Source organism: Achromobacter xylosoxidans A8 (assembly GCF_000165835.1).
Classification (GTDB): Bacteria; Pseudomonadota; Gammaproteobacteria; order Burkholderiales; family Burkholderiaceae_B; genus Achromobacter; species Achromobacter xylosoxidans_B.
On sequence record NC_014640.1, the window covers coordinates 3,474,227 to 3,491,446 of the forward strand.

Below are 17,220 nucleotides of genomic sequence, written 5' to 3' on the forward strand. Positions count from 1 at the left end.
TCATTCGGTTTGTGGCGCACAGCTTCTGTGGCGCACAGCTTTTGTGGCGCACGGCTATCGTGACGCTGCGTCAGTTACGCCTGTTTACGTTTTGGGAACGCGGATTGCTCCGCACTGCGGATCGACCCTTACCGGAGCGTCCATGCCCTCCTCGCACTACATCGATGCCACCACGCTGACCGTGCTCACCGTGAACACGCACAAGGGTTTCACCAGCTTCAACCGCCGCTTCATGCTGCATGAACTGCGTGAAGCCTTGAGGCTGGCGAGCCCCGACATCGTGTTCCTGCAGGAAGTGCTGGGAGAACACCAAGGGCACGCGGAACGGCACCAGGCCTGGCCCGCCCTGTCCCAGTATGAATTCCTGGCCGACTCGCTATGGACCGATTTCGCCTATGGCCGCAATGCGGTCTATCCGGCCGGGCACCATGGCAATGCGCTGCTGTCCAGGTATCCCATCGAACGCCATGAAAACCACGACGTCACCGTGCATGGGCATGAGGGGCGCGGATTGCTGCACTGCGTCCTGCGGGTGCCCTCGCTACCTTCCCCGGTCCATGCAATATGCGTGCACCTGGGTTTGCTGGAGGGGCATCGGGGCAAGCAGCTGCGGCGCCTGTGCGAACTGGTGACGGACGGCGTGCCTGCCGACGAACCGCTGCTGATCGCGGGCGACTTCAACGATTGGCGCCTGCGCGCCGATGCCTTGATGACCGGCTGCGGCACGCGCGAGGTCTTTACTACGCGCCTGGGCCGCCCTGCCCGCACGTTTCCGGCACGTTGGCCCCTCTTGCGGCTGGACCGCATCTATGTGCGCAATGTCCGCGACTGGCAGCCGGTACCGCTGGCCTCGCGAGTCTGGTCGCGGCTGTCCGACCATGTGCCGATCTGCGCGGAGATCGCGCTATGAACCTGCGCTGGCGCGAGCACAACCGCTACACGCTGCTGGAAAACGGCACCGATTACTTTCCGGCGGTGCTGGAAGCGATCAGCGCGGCGCGCAGCGAAGTGCTGGTGGAGACCTTCATTCTCTTCGACGACGCCGTCGGCCAGGAATTCCAGCGCGCCCTGATCGCGGCAGCCCGCCGCGGCGTCAGCGTGGACCTGACGGTGGATGGCTATGGGTCCGATGAACTGAGCGATGTTTTCGTCGGCGCCATGACCGAAAGCGGCATCCGCGTCCATGTCTTCGACCCGCGTCCGCGCTTCCTGGGCGTGCGCACCAATGTGTTCAGGCGCATGCACCGCAAGATCGTGGCGGTGGACGGCCGGATCGCCTTCGTCGGCGGCATCAATTTTTCTGCCGACCATCTGCCTGATTACGGTCCTGAAGCCAAACAGGACTACGCATTGCGGCTGGAAGGCCCGCTGGCGGCGGACATTGCGGACTTTGCCCGCGCCGCGCTGGCCGTGGACGCCTGGGCGCGCCCGCGGCGGCGCCGGCCGTCGCGCCTGGATCCCATGCCGGCGGGCGATGGCGGCGGACGCCTGGTGGTGCGCGACAACGTCGAGCATCAGACCGACATTGAACGCTACTACCGCGCGGGCGTACGCGCCGCGCGCGAAGACGTGCTGATCGCCAACGCCTACTTCTTCCCCGGCTATCAGTTGCTGCATGACCTGGCCAACGCCGCCCGCCGCGGCGTGCGCGTGCGGCTGCTGCTGCAGGGCGAGCCCGACGTGCTGGTGGCGCGGCTGGCGGCGTCCATGTTGTATGACTACCTGATCGACGCCGGCGTGGAGATTTACGAATACTGCAAGCGCCCGCTGCACGGAAAGGTGGCTTGCGTGGACCAGGACTGGAGCACGGTAGGCTCCAGCAATCTGGATCCGCTCAGCCTGGCGCTGAATCTGGAGGCCAATGTGGTGGCGCGCGACGCCGGATTGAACACTGCGCTGCGCGGCAGCCTGGACCGGCTAATCGAACAGGATTGCCGACGCATCGAGCTGCCCGAGGGTTCGAAGCGGCGCTTGCGGCGGCTGTGGATCGGGGTGGTCGTGTTCCACTTCCTGCGGCGCTTTCCCGCCTGGGCCGGCAGCTTGCCTGCGCACAAGCCCCGCCTGAAATCCATAGCCATGGAACCGCAGCGGGAGTCGGCATGAGAGTGTTCCGCTCAACGTTGACGCGTGCATGGCGGCATCGCTGGCCCCGCCTCAAGCGCGTGCTGCCGGCACTGGTGCTGGCCTTGGTCGCAGCGCTGCTGTACTACTTTGGCCGTTCGGTCGACTGGGCCCAGGTCTGGATCGCCATGCGCAGGATTCCGCCAGGCACCATTGCCGCCGCAGCCGTACTCGTCGTGGCGGGCTACCTGAGCTATGGCGCGCTGGATCTACTGAGCAAACGCTACACCCGCCATACCCTACCCTGGCCGAAAGTGCTGGGCGTGGCCATGATGAGCTACGCCCTGAACCTCAGTCTGGGCGTGCTGTTGGGAGGCCTGGGCGCGCGACTCAGGCTGTACGCCCGCCTGGGCTGCCGCAAGTCCTTGGCGACGCGCGTCGCCCTGTTTTCGGCGGCCTCCAACTGGATAGGCTACGCATGGGTCGCGGGCGCGCTGTTCGTCGCGGGCGCGGTGCCCGTGCCGCAGGGCTGGGCCATAGGCTCGAATCTGTTGCGCGCGCTCGGCGTGGCGCTGCTGGTACTGGCGGCGGGCTATGTGGCGGTGTGCGCGCGGGCGCGGCAGCGCACCTGGACCTGGATGGGACAGCACGCCGTCCTGCCCGGCGCCTGGATGGCGGCGGCCCAAAGCCTGGTGGCCGTGCTGTCATGGGCCATCATGGGCGCCATCATCTATCTGCTGTTGCAGGGCAAGGCCAGCTACCCCGCCGTGCTGGGCATACTGCTGTGCGCCAGCTTCGCCGCCCTCATCATCCGCGTGCCGGGCGGGCTGGGTACCACCGAAGCGATCTTCGTGGCCACGCTCGCGCCCGGGATTCCAGCCACCGAGGTGTTGGGCGCGGTACTGACGTACCGCGCGCTTTATGCCTTCACTCCGCTGTTCCTGGCCCTGACGGCGTTTGCCGTGATGGAAGTGAAGCTGAGACACAGGCGGGCGCACGCGGTCGTGCCCGCGGATGGTAGCGGCAAGAATGCGCACGGGTCGTTCAAGGTTTAGGCGTGAGCAGATCCGACAAGGCATTGCCCAGCTCCTTCACGGCGCCAGTGACGCCCTCCGCCGCGCCCTCGGCGCCCACCCCTATCGCATGACCGAAGCCCCGCGCAACCTGCGCGGTAAAGCCGCGCGTGACCGAGAACTTGGGATTGTCCAGGTCGCCTGCCAGGGCGAAGTCGAAGCGCAGCGTGCCGCTCTGGTCCTTCAGCGCCGCCAGCACCGCCTTGCGCGGCAATGAAAACAGGCTGCCGTCGCCGCTGAAGCGCAAGCCGCGCAACGCCACCGTGCCCGTGGCCTGAAGCTGGCGCTTGGCGATGGCGGTGCGCATATCCAGGTCCATGGCGCCCGCTGCCAGCGAGGTGGCGCCATTGTCGGCCAGGTATGGGGCGGCATGCTTGATGTCCATATTGCGCACCGCGACCTTGATGTCCGCATCCGTGCCGCCGACCACCAGCCAGCCCTCCGCGCGCACTGTCGCCGCGCCGTTGCGGTTGCCTTCGATATTGCCAGTGAACTCCATGTCGCTGCGACTGCCGTCGCCGGGTATGGCCAGCGGCCGCAGATGCGCCTGGACGTCCGAAAACGGGATCCGGTGCGCAGGCCTGGAGATCGCCGCGTCCTCGAAATCCAGGCGGCCGTCGCGCAAGATCAATTCCGCGATGCGGATCGGCGTCCTGGGCCGGGACTGGCTGTCGCCGCCTTCGCCGGCCCGCAAGGAGGATTGCAGGGCGGGCGCGATGTCCATGTCCCCATTGGTCCTGCGCACCACGGTGAAGTCGAAGCCTTCGATGGTGACAGTCTTGAAGACCGCCTCGTGCCGCAGGAAGGCGGACCATTCAGGCTCCAGGATCACTTGGCGCGCCGTGGCGCCCGCCTGGCCGGTGCCGCCGGAGATCGTCACGTCCTTGAGGATCACCTGCCGGTATCCGACCTCGACGTGGCCTACCTGGCCGCGCGGGCCCAGCATGTTCGCGATGCGCTGTTCCGCAATGCGCAAGGCAGCAAACGCCAGCACGACGGCCACGGCCAAAATCAGGGTCAAGACCGCGAAGGCGTTCCCCCATGGCGACTTGCGGCGTGGCGCGGCTGGGTCGAGGTTCATCGTGGGTTCCGGAGGTGCGGCGCAATCCGTGCATGGTCCTGGAAACGCCCCGTCTCATCAATGGGCAAAAAGGATTAGGCGCTCAGCGGCGTTTATGGTCTGACATGAGGCACACGCCCGCCAGCACGCCGATGAGCGCGGCGCCGGCCAGGCTTTTCCATGCGTTCTCGTGAACGTATTCATCGGCGGCATGGGAGGCCTGCCTGGCCCGGTCCCAGGCCGCCTGCTCCCAGCCTTTGGCGTGTTCGCGCGCGGCTTCCAGTTGCTGCTTGAGGCCGTCGCGCGCCGCTTCGATCTCCGAGCCGCCGTAGCTGGCCGTACTGCGCAGCAAGGCTTCGGTTCCGGAGATCAGCTCGCGTATCGTGCGCGCGGAGTTGTCAGCCGGTTGAAAAAAGTCCCGCAATCCATGGTGCTTGTTCATACGTGCTCCTCGTGAAAAAAGCGTGCGCTCTGAACCGTCGCAAGACGCGGTCCGTCGAGCCGGTCGATGCCGGGCGTCTGCTGGGGATCCAGCCCGGGCATGGGGTTTGGCAGACTGTCGGGCGGCCAGCGGCCGCGCTGGTCTTTTTCCTGTCCGGCCGGATCGGGCCCTGGCTGTTCCGCCGGGTGCTGCGCCGGGTCCGGTTGCTGCCGGTCCCGGGGCTGGGCAGGCTTTGAAGGCGTGGTCTTGGTCATGTCAGGCTCCTGCAGAGGCAAATGTGATCGATGCGGCAGAGCGGCTTGCGGCCTCACCCTGCCCACCATTGCTTGATGGTCGCGCGCAGGGCCGCTCCGCCCGCGGAGGCGTCTTCCTTGCGCAGCGCCTGGAAGTACGCCGCCACCTGCTTGAGCGGAACGTGCGGCGGCAGAGGCGGCATCTCGGGGTCGGTCACCATTTCCAGCACTACCGGACGGGTCGCCGCCAGGGCCTGGTCCCAGGCCTCCCCGACGGCATCGGGGTCATCGACGCGTATGCCTTCCAGGCCTAGCAGGCGGCCGTACTCCGCATAGGAAAACGCCGGCAACCATTGCGAATCCGCAAACCGCGGATCGCCGCCCATGACGCGCTGCTCCCAGGTGACCAGATTGAGGTCGCCGTTGTTCAAGACCATGACGATCAAGGTGGGATTGGCCCAGTCCTTCCACCGATGGGCGACGGTAATCAGTTCATTCATGCCCAGCATCTGCATGGCACCGTCGCCCACCAGCGCGATGACGGGCCGGGCCGGGTGGGCCAGCTTGGCGGCCAGGGCATAAGGCACGCCGCAGCCCATGGTGGCCAGGCCGCCCGATACCGAGCCCATCATCCCTTCGCGCATGGCGATGTCGCGCGCATACCAGTTGGCGGCCGAGCCCGAGTCGCAGGTGAGAATGCTGCTCGGCGGCAGCCGTTTGGATAGTTCCAGAAAGGGGCGCTGCGGATTCAACGGCCTGGCCTGGACCATCGCGCGCGCTTCGACGGTCTCATGCCACTGCGCGACCTTGCTCTCGATGCGCTCGCGCCAGCGGCGCGCGGTCTTGGGCTGCAGCAAGGGAATCAGGGCCTGCAGGGTCAGCCGGCTGTCTCCGACCAGTCCGAGCTCGACGGGATAGCGCAGGTTGAGCTTGCGGCCGTCCAGGTCGATCTGCACCGCCCTCGCCTGCCCCTCGGCCGGCAGGAACTCCGAGTACGGAAACGACGTGCCCACCATCAGCAAGGTGTCGCACTCGTTCATCATGTCCCAACTGGGCTGCGTGCCCAAAAGGCCGATGCAGCCCGTGACGTACGGCAGGCTGTCCGGCACGACCGCCTTGCCCAGCAGCGCCTTGGCAACGCCCGCACCCAGCAGTTCGGCGACCTGGCGCACTTGCTCGCCCGCGTCCAGCGCACCGGCGCCGACCAGCATGGCGACACGTTCGCCGCGGTTCAGGATGTCGGCTGCGTTGCGCAATGCGGCATCGCCGGGCACGCCGGCGTGCGAGGTCATGCCTATGCCGGTGGGCACGGTGCCATGTTCGCGGGCAGGCTTTTCCACCGCCGGCAAATCCTGCACATCGTTTGGAAAAATGACGCAGGTCACGCTGCGCCGCTCCATGGCGATGCGCATGGCCCGGTCGATCATGTGCCGCGCCTGCTCGGCGGTCGCCGCCATCTGCACGTAATCGTGCGCCACGTCCTTGAACAGGCTGATCAGGTCGACCTCTTGCTGGTAGTCACCGCCCAGCGCGCTGCGCGCTTGCTGGCCCACCAGCGCCACGACAGGCTGATGGTCCAGTTTGGCGTCATAGAGGCCGTTCAGGAGGTGGATCGCCCCGGGGCCTGAAGTCGCCAGGCATACACCGGCTTGCCCGGTGAATTTGGCGTGGGCGCAAGCCATGAACGCGGCGGCTTCTTCGTGGCGGGCTTGGATGAACTCCAACGGTTCCTCAGTGCGCCCGAAAGCGCCGATCAACCCATTGATGCCGTCCCCCGGATAGCCATAGATTCTTCTGACACCCCATTGGGACAGCCGCTCCAGCACAAAGTCCGCCACAGTCTTCATTCGAGTCTCCCGCGGTCGCCCGCCATTCGACAGAACGCCGGGATCAGCAATTGCCATTCCCGGCGTCCTGGCGCCTGCGGCGGGCACGGCGCTTGCGGATGAAAGCCTTGCGGCGGACGCGTTGGACGATCCGCCACACAAAGGGAGTTGGCATGGCGAAGATTCGAACCCTGGTAGTAGCGGGTGAAGCATTTCCCCTGGCGAAGACGGGTGGCCTGGGCGATGCCATCACGGGCATGGCGCGCGCGCTGCGCGAAGCCGGATTTCCCTTGATGGTGTTGCTGCCGGCGTACCGCGGCGTGCGGCAGCGCCTGGAGCGGGTCCGGGTAGTGGCCCCCCTCCACAACTTGCCGGGAGGCGAGGCGCGGCTGCTCGCCGGACATTGCGCCCAGTCCGGGCTGGACTTCCTGCTGCTCGAGAACGATGCGCTCTATGACCGGCCGGGCCTTTACCTGGACGAGAACGGTTGCGAGCACACCGACAATGCGCTGCGCTACGCGGCGCTGGCCCATGCGGCGGTGCGCGTGGCGGGTGGCCTGCCCGGCATTGCGCGCCCGACCCTGCTGCACGTGCACGACTGGCACGCCGGACTGGTACCGCTGCTGCTGCGGGAATACGGGCCGCGCGATGTCAAAAGCATCATGACCATACACAACCTGGCCTTCCAGGGACAGTTCCCGATGGAATGCGCCGAGTCCCTGGGCATCCCCGAGCGCTACCGCAACGACGAGGGCGCGGGCGCCTGGGGCCGGCTGAATTTCCTCAAGACCGGAATCCGTTATGCCGACCGCGTCACCACGGTCAGCCATACCTACGCTCGGGAGATCCTGACGCCGGCCTTTGGCTGCGGCCTGGACGCGCTGCTGCGGCGACGTGCCGCCGACCTGGTTCCCATCCCCAACGGCATCGACAACATGCTGTGGAATCCGGTCCGCGATCCGCACCTCGGTTCCTTGCGCTACTCGGCGCGCGACCTCGGCAGGAAGGCGCGCTGCAAGGCGGCCCTGCAACGCGAGTTCGGGTTATGCGAAGACAGCGATGCGGTGCTCGTGGCCATGGGCAGCAGGCTGACCGAACAGAAGATGGCGGACGTTGCCGCGCAGGCCCTGCCCCAGGCCCTGGAGCGCCACCCGCGCTTGCAGGTCGCCATCCTTGGCCAAGGCGAACGCCGGCTGGAAGAGGCGTTGAAAGCGCTGAGCGCGCGCTACCCGGGACGCTGCGCCACCCATATCGGTTATGACGAGGCGGTGGCCCACCGGCTGCATGCGGGCTCCGATGTGCTGCTGCATGGCAGCCGCTTCGAGCCCTTCGGCCTGACGCCGCTGTATGCGATGCGCTATGGCTCGATCCCGATAGGTTCACGGGTGGGCGGCATGGCCGACACGATAGACGATCCAGGGCCGCGCGCACCGCTGTCGGCGATGGCCGGCGCCAACGGCCTGCTGTTCGACGGCGACGATCCGGCGGCCATGGCCGCTGCGATCACGCGCGCCCTGAGCCTGCGCGAGGATGCCATGCTCTGGCGCACCATGCAGCGCAACGCCATGAGCGCGGATTTCAGCTGGCGCTCGGCGGCGGGCCCCTACGCCGAACTTTACCGCTCGCTGGCCGAGGCCGATCGGCGGACGCGAGTCCCGGCGCAGGCCGAGGCAGCGGCGAGCGCCGCCGCCCTGCGCGCGGGGCAACGTTCCAGCGGCCGGCTGCCCGCACCCGCCGTATAGGCACGCCCACAGGAGGAACCGCAGGTGCCCACAGCCCACGCCGCCCACGCTCCATTGCGCTTCTACCATGCCCGAGGCGGCGCGCCCGGGCCTTCCTCCGCCCCTGGCGGCGAATCGGGACCGGCCCTGTATGCGCGCCTGCGGCAACGCGGCTTCAACGCGCTGCTGCTGCCCGCGCCTTGGCTATTGGGCCCTGACAGCCTTTCCGCCGCGCCGCTGGACGCCGACAGCGCCTTGCTAGCAGGCAGGCGCGTGCCCATGGCCGAATGGATCGGACATGTGGCGGATCAGCTAGCGCCGCATGGGCTGGCGCTGTACCTGGATATTGTCCTGGACCGCTGCGCCGTCGGCGCCGTGTCCGGTACGGCGGGCCCGGGCTGGTACCAGCCACCTCCCGAGAACCCCGCTCGCGATCCGCGCATGAGCGCCGAGGCGCGCGGCGTACTGCATTTGCGGCCGGGCCCTCTGCCCCCCGGTTTTCTCCAGGCTTGGCGCGAGCGGCTGGAGCGTTGGACGGAACGCGGCGCCGCGGGCTATGCCTTTCAAGCGCCGGAATGTCTCCCGGCCCCGGATTGGGCCGAATTGGCGGCGGCCCTGCACGGCGGGCGAGCGGCCCCGCAACTGCTCGCCTGGGCCCAGGGACTCACGCCCGAATCGCTGGCGGCCCTGCGCGGAGCGGGATTCGACGGCCTGTTCTCATCCTTGCCGTGGTGGGACTTCAAGTCCGCATGGCTGGCGGAAGAAGATGGCAGACTGCGCGCCCTCGCACCCGTGATCGCCTCGCCGCCGCATGCGGATACGCCGCGCGGCGCGGCCGACAAACGGGCTGCCTGGACTGCAGCGCTATGTGCCGACTTCCTGATGTTCGACGACCAGGATGAAGCCCGCCTGCCCGACGTCGCCGCCGCCAACCACTGGTTTGCGCAGGCCGGCTTACGCGGGCCGCTGCGCCTGGCGGGCGGACGCGATGGCCATTGCACCATGCTGCTGCGCGCATGCGCCGCCGGCACCGCCGTGCTGGCGCTCAATCCATCGGACACGGCCGAGGCAAGCGTGGATTGGGATGCGCTGGCCCCTCTATTGCCCCCGGCCGATTTCCTGTCCGAAGGCGTGCCGGACGGCCTGGCGCCACAAACCGACCACCTCGCGCCCGCGGGCTGCGCCATGTTCCTGCTCGAACCCACGCATCCGGTGCGCGAACCCTCGCGGCACGCTGCAAGACGCATGGACGGCGCCGCCAGCCAGCGCATCGTCGTCGAACAGGTCAGCCCCGCCGTGGATGGCGGCGCCTTTCCCGTCAAGTGCATTCCGCATGAGCGGATACCGGTGTGCGCCGACATCTACATGGACGGCCACGAACTGCTGGCGGCCGAACTGCGTTGGCGTGCGGCCGACGAGACCTCATGGCGCGCCACGCCCTTCGCGCGCGGTTTGAACGACCGCTGGGAGGCCGCGTTTCGTCCGCGCCGCATCGGGCCGCATGAGTTCGCCATCCACGCCTGGTTCGACGCCTGGCAGACGTTCCGCCATGACCTGGAAGTCAAGCGCCAGGCCGGCGTGGACCTGCGCCTGGAGGTGGAGGAAGGCCTGCTGATGCTGCGCGCGGCCCTGGCGCGCGCCCGCAACGCCTCCCATCCCGGCGCCATGACGCTGCGCAACATCTTGCAGCGGTTCAGCAAGTCCGCCGAAGGCGAGACGGTTCCGCCCACGCCGGAGCAGCTGTCCGCCCTGTTGGACGAGGACCTGGCCAGCACCATGCGGGAACTGGACGACCGCCCCTTCGAATACGTCAGCCCCGCGCCCTATCCGGTCTGGGTGGACCGCAGCCAGGCCTGCCACGCCAGCTGGTATGAACTGTTTCCACGGTCCCAGTCCGCGCAATCCGGCCAGCACGGCACCTTCGACGACGTCATCGGCCGGCTGCCCGACGTGCGCGAGATGGGGTTCGACGTGCTCTATCTGCCGCCCATCCATCCCATCGGGCAGCGCAACCGCAAGGGACGCAACAACAGCCTGGACGCGGCGCCGGGCGATGTGGGCAGTCCGTACGCCATCGGCTCGGCCGAGGGCGGACACGACGCCATCGAACCCCTGCTGGGCGGGTTGGACGGCTTCCTCAGACTGGTGGAGGCTGCGCGCGCGCACGGCATGGAGGTCGCGCTGGATTTCGCGATCCAGTGTTCGCCGGACCATCCCTGGCTGGCGCGCCACGCCGACTGGTTCTCCTGGCGGCCGGACGGTACGCTGCGCTACGCCGAGAATCCGCCCAAGAAGTACCAGGACATCGTCAATGTGGCCTTCTACGGCGCCGCCGCCCGCCGCGCCCGCAAGCTGGCTTTATGGCGCGCGCTGCGCGACGTGGTGCTGTTCTGGGTGCATCATGGCGTGCGCACCTTCCGGGTCGACAACCCGCATACCAAGCCCCTGCCGTTCTGGCAGTGGCTGATCGCCGAGGTCCATGGCCAGCATCCCGACGTGATCTTCCTGTCCGAAGCCTTCACCCGCCCCAAGATGATGTACCGGCTGGCGAAGATCGGCTTTACCCAGTCCTATACCTACTTCACCTGGCGCAACGACAAGGCGGAACTGGAGGCATACCTGGAAGAAGTGTCCACGCCGCCTGCCGCGGACTTTTTCCGGCCGCACTTCTTCGTCAACACGCCGGACATCAACCCCTATTTCCTGCAGTCCTCCGGCCGCCCGGGCTTTCTGATACGGGCCGCGCTGGCCGCGCTGGGGTCCGGTCTGTGGGGCATGTACAGCGGCTTCGAACTGTGCGAGTCGGCTGCCCTGCCCGGCAAGGAGGAATACCTGGATTCGGAGAAGTATGAACTGCGCCAGCGCGACTGGTTCGCGCCCGGCAACATCCGCGCGGAGATCACCCGCCTGAACCAGATCCGGCGCGCCAACCCCGCCTTGCAGAGCCATCGGGGCCTGACCCTGGCGCGCAGCGGCAACGACCGCGTGCTGGCGTTCTGCAAGTCCACGCCCGGCCGCGGCAATTTCATTCTGGCGGCGATCAGTCTCGATCCCTTCCAGCCGCAGGCGGCGCGCATCGAAGCGCCCTTCTGGCTGTTCGGCCAGGCCGACACCGGGCGGCTGGTCGCCGAAGACCTGCTGGCCGAACGCAGCGAGCCATGGCAGGGCCAGACCCGTGAACTGACGCTGCATCCCGATCAACCCTATCGCGTGTGGCGCCTGTCGCTGCATGGCTGACGCCGCACGCCCATTGCCATGATCAGTGAAACCCAGCCCCTCCAGGACGACGGCCTTTGGTACAAGGACGCGGTCATCTACCAGCTGCACGTCAAGTCCTTCTTCGACTCGAATGGCGATGGCGTGGGCGACCTGCCCGGCCTGATCTCCAAGCTGGACTACATCTCCAGCCTGGGGGTCAACACGATCTGGCTACTGCCCTTCTATCCCTCGCCCCGCCGCGACGACGGCTATGACATTGCCGACTACCGCGGCGTGCATCCGGACTACGGCACCGTGGCCGACGTCAGGAAGCTGATCCGCGCGGCGCACGCCCGCGGCCTGCGCGTCATCACCGAGCTGGTGGTCAATCACACCTCGGACCAGCACCCCTGGTTCCGCCGCGCCCGCGCGGCCAGGCCGGGGTCGGCCGCGCGCAATTTCTATGTCTGGTCGGACAACGACAAGGCTTACGCCGGCACGCGCGTCATTTTCTGCGATACCGAGAAATCCAACTGGACCTGGGACCCCGAGGCCGGCGCCTACTTCTGGCACCGTTTCTATTCCCACCAGCCCGACCTGAACTACGACAACCCGCAGGTGCTCAAGGAAGTGCTGGCCGTGATGCGCTACTGGCTGGACATGGGCGTGGACGGCCTGCGGCTGGACGCGGTGCCGTATCTGGTGGAGCGCGAAGGCACCAATAACGAGAACCTGCCCGAGACGCACGATGTGCTCAAGCGCATCCGCTTCGTGATCGACGCGGAATATCCCAACCGACTGCTGCTGGCCGAGGCCAACCAATGGCCGGAGGACGCGCAGGAATACTTCGGCGCCGGGGACGAATGCCATATGTCGTTTCATTTCCCGCTGATGCCGCGCATGTACATGGCGATCGCGCAGGAGGACCGCTTCCCCATCATCGACATCATGCGCCAGACGCCGGACATTCCCGCCACCTGCCAATGGGCCATTTTCCTGCGCAACCACGATGAACTGACGCTGGAAATGGTCACCAGCCGCGAACGCGACTATCTCTGGAACGTGTACGCGGCGGATCCTCGCGCCCGCATCAACCTGGGCATCCGGCGCCGCCTGGCGCCGCTGCTGGAGCGCGACCGGCGCCGGGTGGAACTGATGAACAGCCTGCTGCTGTCCATGCCGGGCACGCCGGTACTGTACTACGGCGACGAGCTGGGCATGGGCGACAACGTGCACCTGGGCGACCGCGACGGTGTGCGCACCCCGATGCAGTGGTCGCCGGACCGCAACGGCGGCTTCTCGCGCGCCGATCCCGAGCAACTACCGCTGCCCGTGCTCATGGGACCGTTGTATGGCTATGAAGCGGTCAACGTCGAAGCGCAGCAGCGCGATCCGCACTCATTGCTCAACTGGACCCGGCGCCTGCTGGCGCAGCGCCGGCAGAGCCATGCGTTCGGGCGCGGCGCGCTGCGCTTCATCTTCGCCGGCAACCGGAAGATCCTGGCCTACCTGCGGCAGTGGCAGGACACCACCATCCTGTGCGTCGCCAACCTGTCCAACGCCGCGCAGCCGGTCGAGCTGCAACTGCAGGAGTTCAACGGCCGAGTCCCGGTCGAAATGCTGGGCGGAACGCCGTTCCCGGCGGTGGGCGAACTGCCCTACCTCCTGACCCTGCCGCCCTATGCGTTCTATTGGCTGGATTTGAGCAACCAGGCTGCCCCGCCTGACTGGCACGCCAGCACGCCCGAGCAGATGCCGGAGCTGACCACGCTGGTATTGCGCGCGCACGGCGGCGCGGCCTTGACGGACTCGTCCCGCGCCACGCTGGAGCGCGAAGTACTGCCGCAGTACCTGGCGCGCCAGCGCTGGTATCCGGGCAAGCAGCCGCCCGCCCGCGCGCGCCTGGCCTACGCCACGCCCTTCACCTCGGCCGCTGGCGAATACTACTGGGCCGAGGTCGAGCCCGAGGATGGCGTCACCGGCTTGCGCGCTCAGGCGCCTTTCGTGCTGGTATGGGATGAGACCGCCGCCGTGCAGTATGCGATTGCGCGGGTCCGCCGCGGCGCCGAGGTCGGCGTGCTGGCGGACGCATTCCTGCAAGACGGTTTCGTGCGCGGGGTGGTCCAAGCCTTGCTGGAGGGCCGCGAGCTGGACGGCCGCAGCGGCGGCAAGCCTGGCGACAAGCCCGGGGTGATCCGCTTCATGGCCGAGGACGGTCTGGCCGCCATGGACCTGGCCGAGGACGGCGAACTGCAGTGGCTGACCGGCGAACAATCCAACAGCTCGGTCATCGTTGACGGCAAGCTCATCCTGAAGCTGATCCGCGCGGTCCAGGCCGGCGCATCGCCCGAGGTGGAAATGACCCGCTACCTGACGCGGGCGGGCTATGCGAACATGCCCGCGCTGCTGGGCGAAGTGCAGCGCGAGGATGCCGACGGGGTGGTCCATACGCTGGCCGTTGCGCATCGCTACGTCGCCAACGAGGGCGACGCCTGGAGCTGGACGCTGGATCTCCTGAAACGCACGCTGGACAATGCGCTGCTGGTAAACCAAAACCCCGACGAATTCGCGCAAGACCTGCAAGGCTACGCCGCCATGGCCGCTACCATGGGCGAACGCCTGGCGCAGATGCACAACCTGCTGGCGCAACCCAGTGACGACCCCGCTTTCCAGCCGCGCCAGGCCAGCCAGGCCGACGCCGACGCACGCGCGCGGCATATCCAGGGCCTGCTCGAAAGCGCGGAAAAGGATCTGCGCGCACAATTCGGCAAGCTCGAAGCCCCTTCCCGCGCTTGCGCCGAATGGTATTTCGAACACCGCGCCCGCCTGGCCGCGCGCGTGGCGGCGATGGCACAGGCCGAAGCCGGAACCCTGTGCCTGCGGGTGCACGGCGACTTCCACCTGGGGCAGGTACTGGTGGCGCAGGCGGACGCCTATCTCATTGATTTCGAGGGCGAACCGGTCAGCAGTGTGCAGGCGCGCCGTGCGCTGGCCTCGCCCTACAAGGATGTCGCGGGCATGCTGCGTTCGTTCGACTATGCCGCGGCCTCGATCGCCCGCACCGACATCATCGGCGGCGCGCCGACCGACGCCAATGCCGGCGCGGGCGAGACGCCCGGCACGCCGGTTACCCCTACCGAACTACGCGACGCGTTGCTGTCGCGTTTCCGCCAGACCGCCACCCAGGCGTTCCTGCAAGGCTACCGCGATGCCCGCGCCTCGGCGCTGATCCCGCCTGCGGACGAGGACGCGCTGCTGACCCTGGCCGAACTGGAGAAAGCCGCCTATGAGGTGAGCTACGAAGCGGCGCATCGCCCCGACTGGATCTCGATACCGCTGTGCGCGCTGACCGAGCTGGCGCGCAGCCTGCTGCTATCGGCGGCGGTGGACGATGAGGACACGCCATCATGAACCAGGACATGCGCGCCGGAGCCGTCACCGCCGATCCCGCCGAACTGGCCGCGCTGGCTTGCGGCCTGCACAACGATCCCTATGCCTTCCTGGGGCCGCACGATGGCGAGCTGCGCGTGTATGCCCCGGGCGCGCAGCGGGTCGACGCGCTGGATGCGGGAGGCGCCAGGACCGCCCTGCGAGAACAGGGCCAGGGACTGTTCCTTGGACGCGTGGCGCACGCCCGGACAGGCGACGCGAGTTCGTACCGCCTGGCTATCCAATGGCCCGGCGCCGAGCAGGTCACCGCCGATCCCTATGCGTTCGGCCCCTTGCTGAATGAAGAGACGCTGGAGCAACTGGCGCAAGGTTCATGGCGCGACGCCGGGACTGCGCTCGGCGCGCGACTGATGGCGGTCGATGGCGTGGCCGGCCTGCGCTGCGCGGTGTGGGCGCCGAATGCGCAACGCGTCGCCGTGGTGGGCGATTTCAACGCCTGGGACAGCCGCCGGCACGGCATGCGGCTGCGGCACCGCGCGGGCGTCTGGGAGATCTTCATCCCGGGCGTGCGCGCTGGCGAGCGCTACAAGTTCGCCATCACCGACCGCGCCGGCAATCAGCGTCTCAAGGCCGATCCGCTGGCGCGGCGCAGTGAAGCGCCGCCAGCCACTGCTTCGGTGGTGGAGGATCCAGCAGACTATTCGTGGGAAGACCAGGCCTGGATGGCGGACCGGCAGGCGCGCCAATCTCCGGAAGCGCCGCTGTCCATCTATGAAGTGCACGCCGGTTCCTGGCTGCCCGACGACGCCGGATCCAACGCCTGCATCTGGGACCGCCTGGCCGACAAGCTGCCGGCCTACGCCCGCGCCATGGGTTTCAGCCACGTGGAGCTGCTGCCCGTCATGGAGCACCCCTTCGGCGGATCCTGGGGCTACCAGCCCCTGGGCATGTTCGCACCCGCCGCCCGTTACGGGCCGCCGGAGGCGTTCGCCCGCTTCGTCGACCGCTGCCACCACGCCGGCATCGGCGTCATCCTGGATTGGGTGCCCGCGCACTTTCCCGACGATGCGCACGGCCTGGCCCGCTTCGACGGCAGCGCGTTGTACGAGTACGAGGATCCGCGCGAAGGCTACCACCCAGACTGGCACACCATGGTCTACAACCTGGGACGCACGGAGGTGCAGGCCTTTATGATCGCCAGCGCGCTGCACTGGCTGCAGCGCTTCCACATCGATGGACTGAGGGTCGACGCGGTGGCGTCGATGCTGTACCGCGACTACAGCCGCCAACCGGGACAATGGATCCCCAACCGCTACGGCGGCCGCGAAAACCTGGAGGCGATGCAGTTCCTGCAGGCGCTGAACGGCACCGTGCGGCAGGAAGTCCCGGACGCCATCATGGTGGCCGAGGAATCCACCGCCTGGCCGGGCGTGACCGCGCCGGTCGCCGAGGGCGGCCTGGGCTTTCACTACAAGTGGAACATGGGCTGGATGCACGACACCTTGCGCTATCTGTCCCAGGACCCGGTGCACCGCAAGCATCACCACCACGACATCACCTTCAGCATGGTTTACGCGTACAGCGAGCGTTTCATCCTGCCGCTGTCGCACGACGAAGTGGTGCACGGCAAAGGCTCGCTGCTGGCCAAGATGCCGGGCGATGCGGCCGCCAGGCTCGCCAACCTGCGCGCCTATCTGGGCTTCATGTGGGCCCATCCGGGCAAGAAGCTGCTGTTCATGGGCGGCGAGATGGCCCAGCCGCGGGAGTGGAACCATGACGAGCCGCTTGATTGGGAATTGCTGGACCGTCCCGGCCACCTGGGCATGCAGCGACTGGTCGCCGACCTGAACGGCCTGTACCGCGCGCTGCCAGCGCTGCATGCGCAGGATGCCGACCCAGCCGGCTTCGCCTGGACCATCCTGGACGACCGCGATAACAGCGTGGTCGCGTTCGTCCGCAGCGACGGCACGCACCATGTGCTCGCGGTCGCAAATTTCACGCCCGTGGCGCGCCATGACTACCGCATAGGCGTGCCGCGCGCCGGCCGCTGGACGGAAAGGCTGAACACCGATGCCACGCACTACGGCGGCTCGGGCCAGGGCAACCAGGGCGGCGCCAGCACCGGAGAAGGCGCGTCCCACGGCCAGCCCCAGGCCTTGTCGCTCACCTTGCCGCCTCTGGCCACCCTCTTTTTGCTCTACGAAGGCTGAACGGAT

The 17,220-nt window shown here is 67.7% G+C and carries 11 protein-coding genes; 7 read left to right on the forward strand and 4 right to left on the reverse strand.

Features of this window, described 5'->3' with window-relative positions; translation table 11 throughout:
• Positions 1 to 142: 142 nt before the first annotated feature.
• The 3 genes from AXYL_RS16055 to AXYL_RS16065 are packed head-to-tail and all read left to right on the forward strand — an operon-like array spanning position 143 to position 3,116.
• The gene (locus AXYL_RS16055; protein ID WP_013393867.1) at positions 143 to 910 is read left to right on the forward strand and encodes an endonuclease/exonuclease/phosphatase family protein; all 768 of its coding nucleotides are present in this window, start codon (positions 143 to 145) and stop codon (positions 908 to 910) included.
• Positions 907 to 2,103: a cardiolipin synthase ClsB gene (clsB, locus tag AXYL_RS16060; protein ID WP_013393868.1), complete on the forward strand. Its 1,197-nt coding sequence runs from the start codon at positions 907 to 909 to the stop codon at positions 2,101 to 2,103. The genes AXYL_RS16055 and clsB overlap by 4 nt, the downstream gene beginning before the upstream one ends.
• A complete protein-coding gene (locus tag AXYL_RS16065) occupies positions 2,100 to 3,116 on the forward strand; it encodes a lysylphosphatidylglycerol synthase transmembrane domain-containing protein (protein WP_013393869.1) in 1,017 nt (338 codons plus the stop codon). The genes clsB and AXYL_RS16065 overlap by 4 nt, the downstream gene beginning before the upstream one ends.
• On the opposite strand, the gene AXYL_RS16070 is transcribed toward AXYL_RS16065, so the two are convergent.
• The 4 genes from AXYL_RS16070 to AXYL_RS16085 form a co-directional block, all read right to left on the reverse strand.
• Positions 3,106 to 4,215 (reverse strand): DUF748 domain-containing protein, encoded by a 1,110-nt coding sequence (locus tag AXYL_RS16070; RefSeq protein ID WP_013393870.1) that lies wholly within the window; start codon positions 4,213 to 4,215, stop codon positions 3,106 to 3,108. The two genes, AXYL_RS16065 and AXYL_RS16070, sit on opposite strands and share 11 nt — an antisense overlap.
• 82 nt (positions 4,216 to 4,297) lie before the next feature.
• A complete protein-coding gene (locus tag AXYL_RS16075; RefSeq protein ID WP_013393871.1) occupies positions 4,298 to 4,636 on the reverse strand; it encodes a DUF883 family protein in 339 nt (112 codons plus the stop codon).
• A complete protein-coding gene (locus AXYL_RS34335; RefSeq protein ID WP_013393872.1) occupies positions 4,633 to 4,890 on the reverse strand; it encodes a hypothetical protein in 258 nt (85 codons plus the stop codon). Before AXYL_RS34335 ends, AXYL_RS16075 begins: the two co-directional genes overlap by 4 nt.
• 53 nt (positions 4,891 to 4,943) lie before the next feature.
• Positions 4,944 to 6,716: a thiamine pyrophosphate-requiring protein gene (locus AXYL_RS16085; protein WP_013393873.1), complete on the reverse strand. Its 1,773-nt coding sequence runs from the start codon at positions 6,714 to 6,716 to the stop codon at positions 4,944 to 4,946.
• Positions 6,717 to 6,868: 152 nt separating this feature from the next.
• On the opposite strand from AXYL_RS16085, the gene glgA reads away from it, so the two are divergent.
• From glgA to glgB, 4 genes are read left to right on the forward strand one after another with little or no spacing between them, the layout of a single operon-like run.
• Positions 6,869 to 8,437, forward strand: a complete 1,569-nt coding sequence (glgA, locus tag AXYL_RS16090) for a glycogen synthase GlgA (RefSeq protein WP_013393874.1) — start codon at positions 6,869 to 6,871, stop codon at positions 8,435 to 8,437.
• 24 nt (positions 8,438 to 8,461) lie between these two features.
• The gene (locus tag AXYL_RS16095; RefSeq protein ID WP_013393875.1) at positions 8,462 to 11,653 is read left to right on the forward strand and encodes an alpha-1,4-glucan--maltose-1-phosphate maltosyltransferase; all 3,192 of its coding nucleotides are present in this window, start codon (positions 8,462 to 8,464) and stop codon (positions 11,651 to 11,653) included.
• Between the two features lie 18 nt (positions 11,654 to 11,671).
• Complete coding sequence (gene treS / locus AXYL_RS16100) at positions 11,672 to 15,025, forward strand: maltose alpha-D-glucosyltransferase (RefSeq protein WP_013393876.1); 3,354 nt, start codon at positions 11,672 to 11,674, stop codon at positions 15,023 to 15,025.
• Positions 15,022 to 17,214 carry a 1,4-alpha-glucan branching protein GlgB gene (gene glgB / locus AXYL_RS16105; RefSeq protein WP_013393877.1) on the forward strand — a complete coding sequence of 731 codons (2,193 nt, stop codon included), beginning with the start codon at positions 15,022 to 15,024 and terminating at the stop codon, positions 17,212 to 17,214. Before treS ends, glgB begins: the two co-directional genes overlap by 4 nt.
• The last annotated feature ends 6 nt before the right edge of the window (positions 17,215 to 17,220 follow it).

Bases quoted from the DNA above. Each gene is read 5' to 3' on its own strand.
- AXYL_RS16055 (WP_013393867.1), top strand. From the start codon at position 143: ATGCCCTCCTCGCACTACATCGATGCCACCACGCTGACCGTGCTCACC.
- clsB (WP_013393868.1), top strand. From the start codon at position 907: ATGAACCTGCGCTGGCGCGAGCACAACCGCTACACGCTGCTGGAAAAC.
- AXYL_RS16065 (WP_013393869.1), top strand. From the start codon at position 2,100: ATGAGAGTGTTCCGCTCAACGTTGACGCGTGCATGGCGGCATCGCTGG.
- AXYL_RS16070 (WP_013393870.1), bottom strand. From the start codon at position 4,215: ATGAACCTCGACCCAGCCGCGCCACGCCGCAAGTCGCCATGGGGGAAC.
- AXYL_RS16075 (WP_013393871.1), bottom strand. From the start codon at position 4,636: ATGAACAAGCACCATGGATTGCGGGACTTTTTTCAACCGGCTGACAAC.
- AXYL_RS34335 (WP_013393872.1), bottom strand. From the start codon at position 4,890: ATGACCAAGACCACGCCTTCAAAGCCTGCCCAGCCCCGGGACCGGCAG.
- AXYL_RS16085 (WP_013393873.1), bottom strand. From the start codon at position 6,716: ATGAAGACTGTGGCGGACTTTGTGCTGGAGCGGCTGTCCCAATGGGGT.
- glgA (WP_013393874.1), top strand. From the start codon at position 6,869: ATGGCGAAGATTCGAACCCTGGTAGTAGCGGGTGAAGCATTTCCCCTG.
- treS (WP_013393876.1), top strand. From the start codon at position 11,672: ATGATCAGTGAAACCCAGCCCCTCCAGGACGACGGCCTTTGGTACAAG.
- glgB (WP_013393877.1), top strand. From the start codon at position 15,022: ATGAACCAGGACATGCGCGCCGGAGCCGTCACCGCCGATCCCGCCGAA.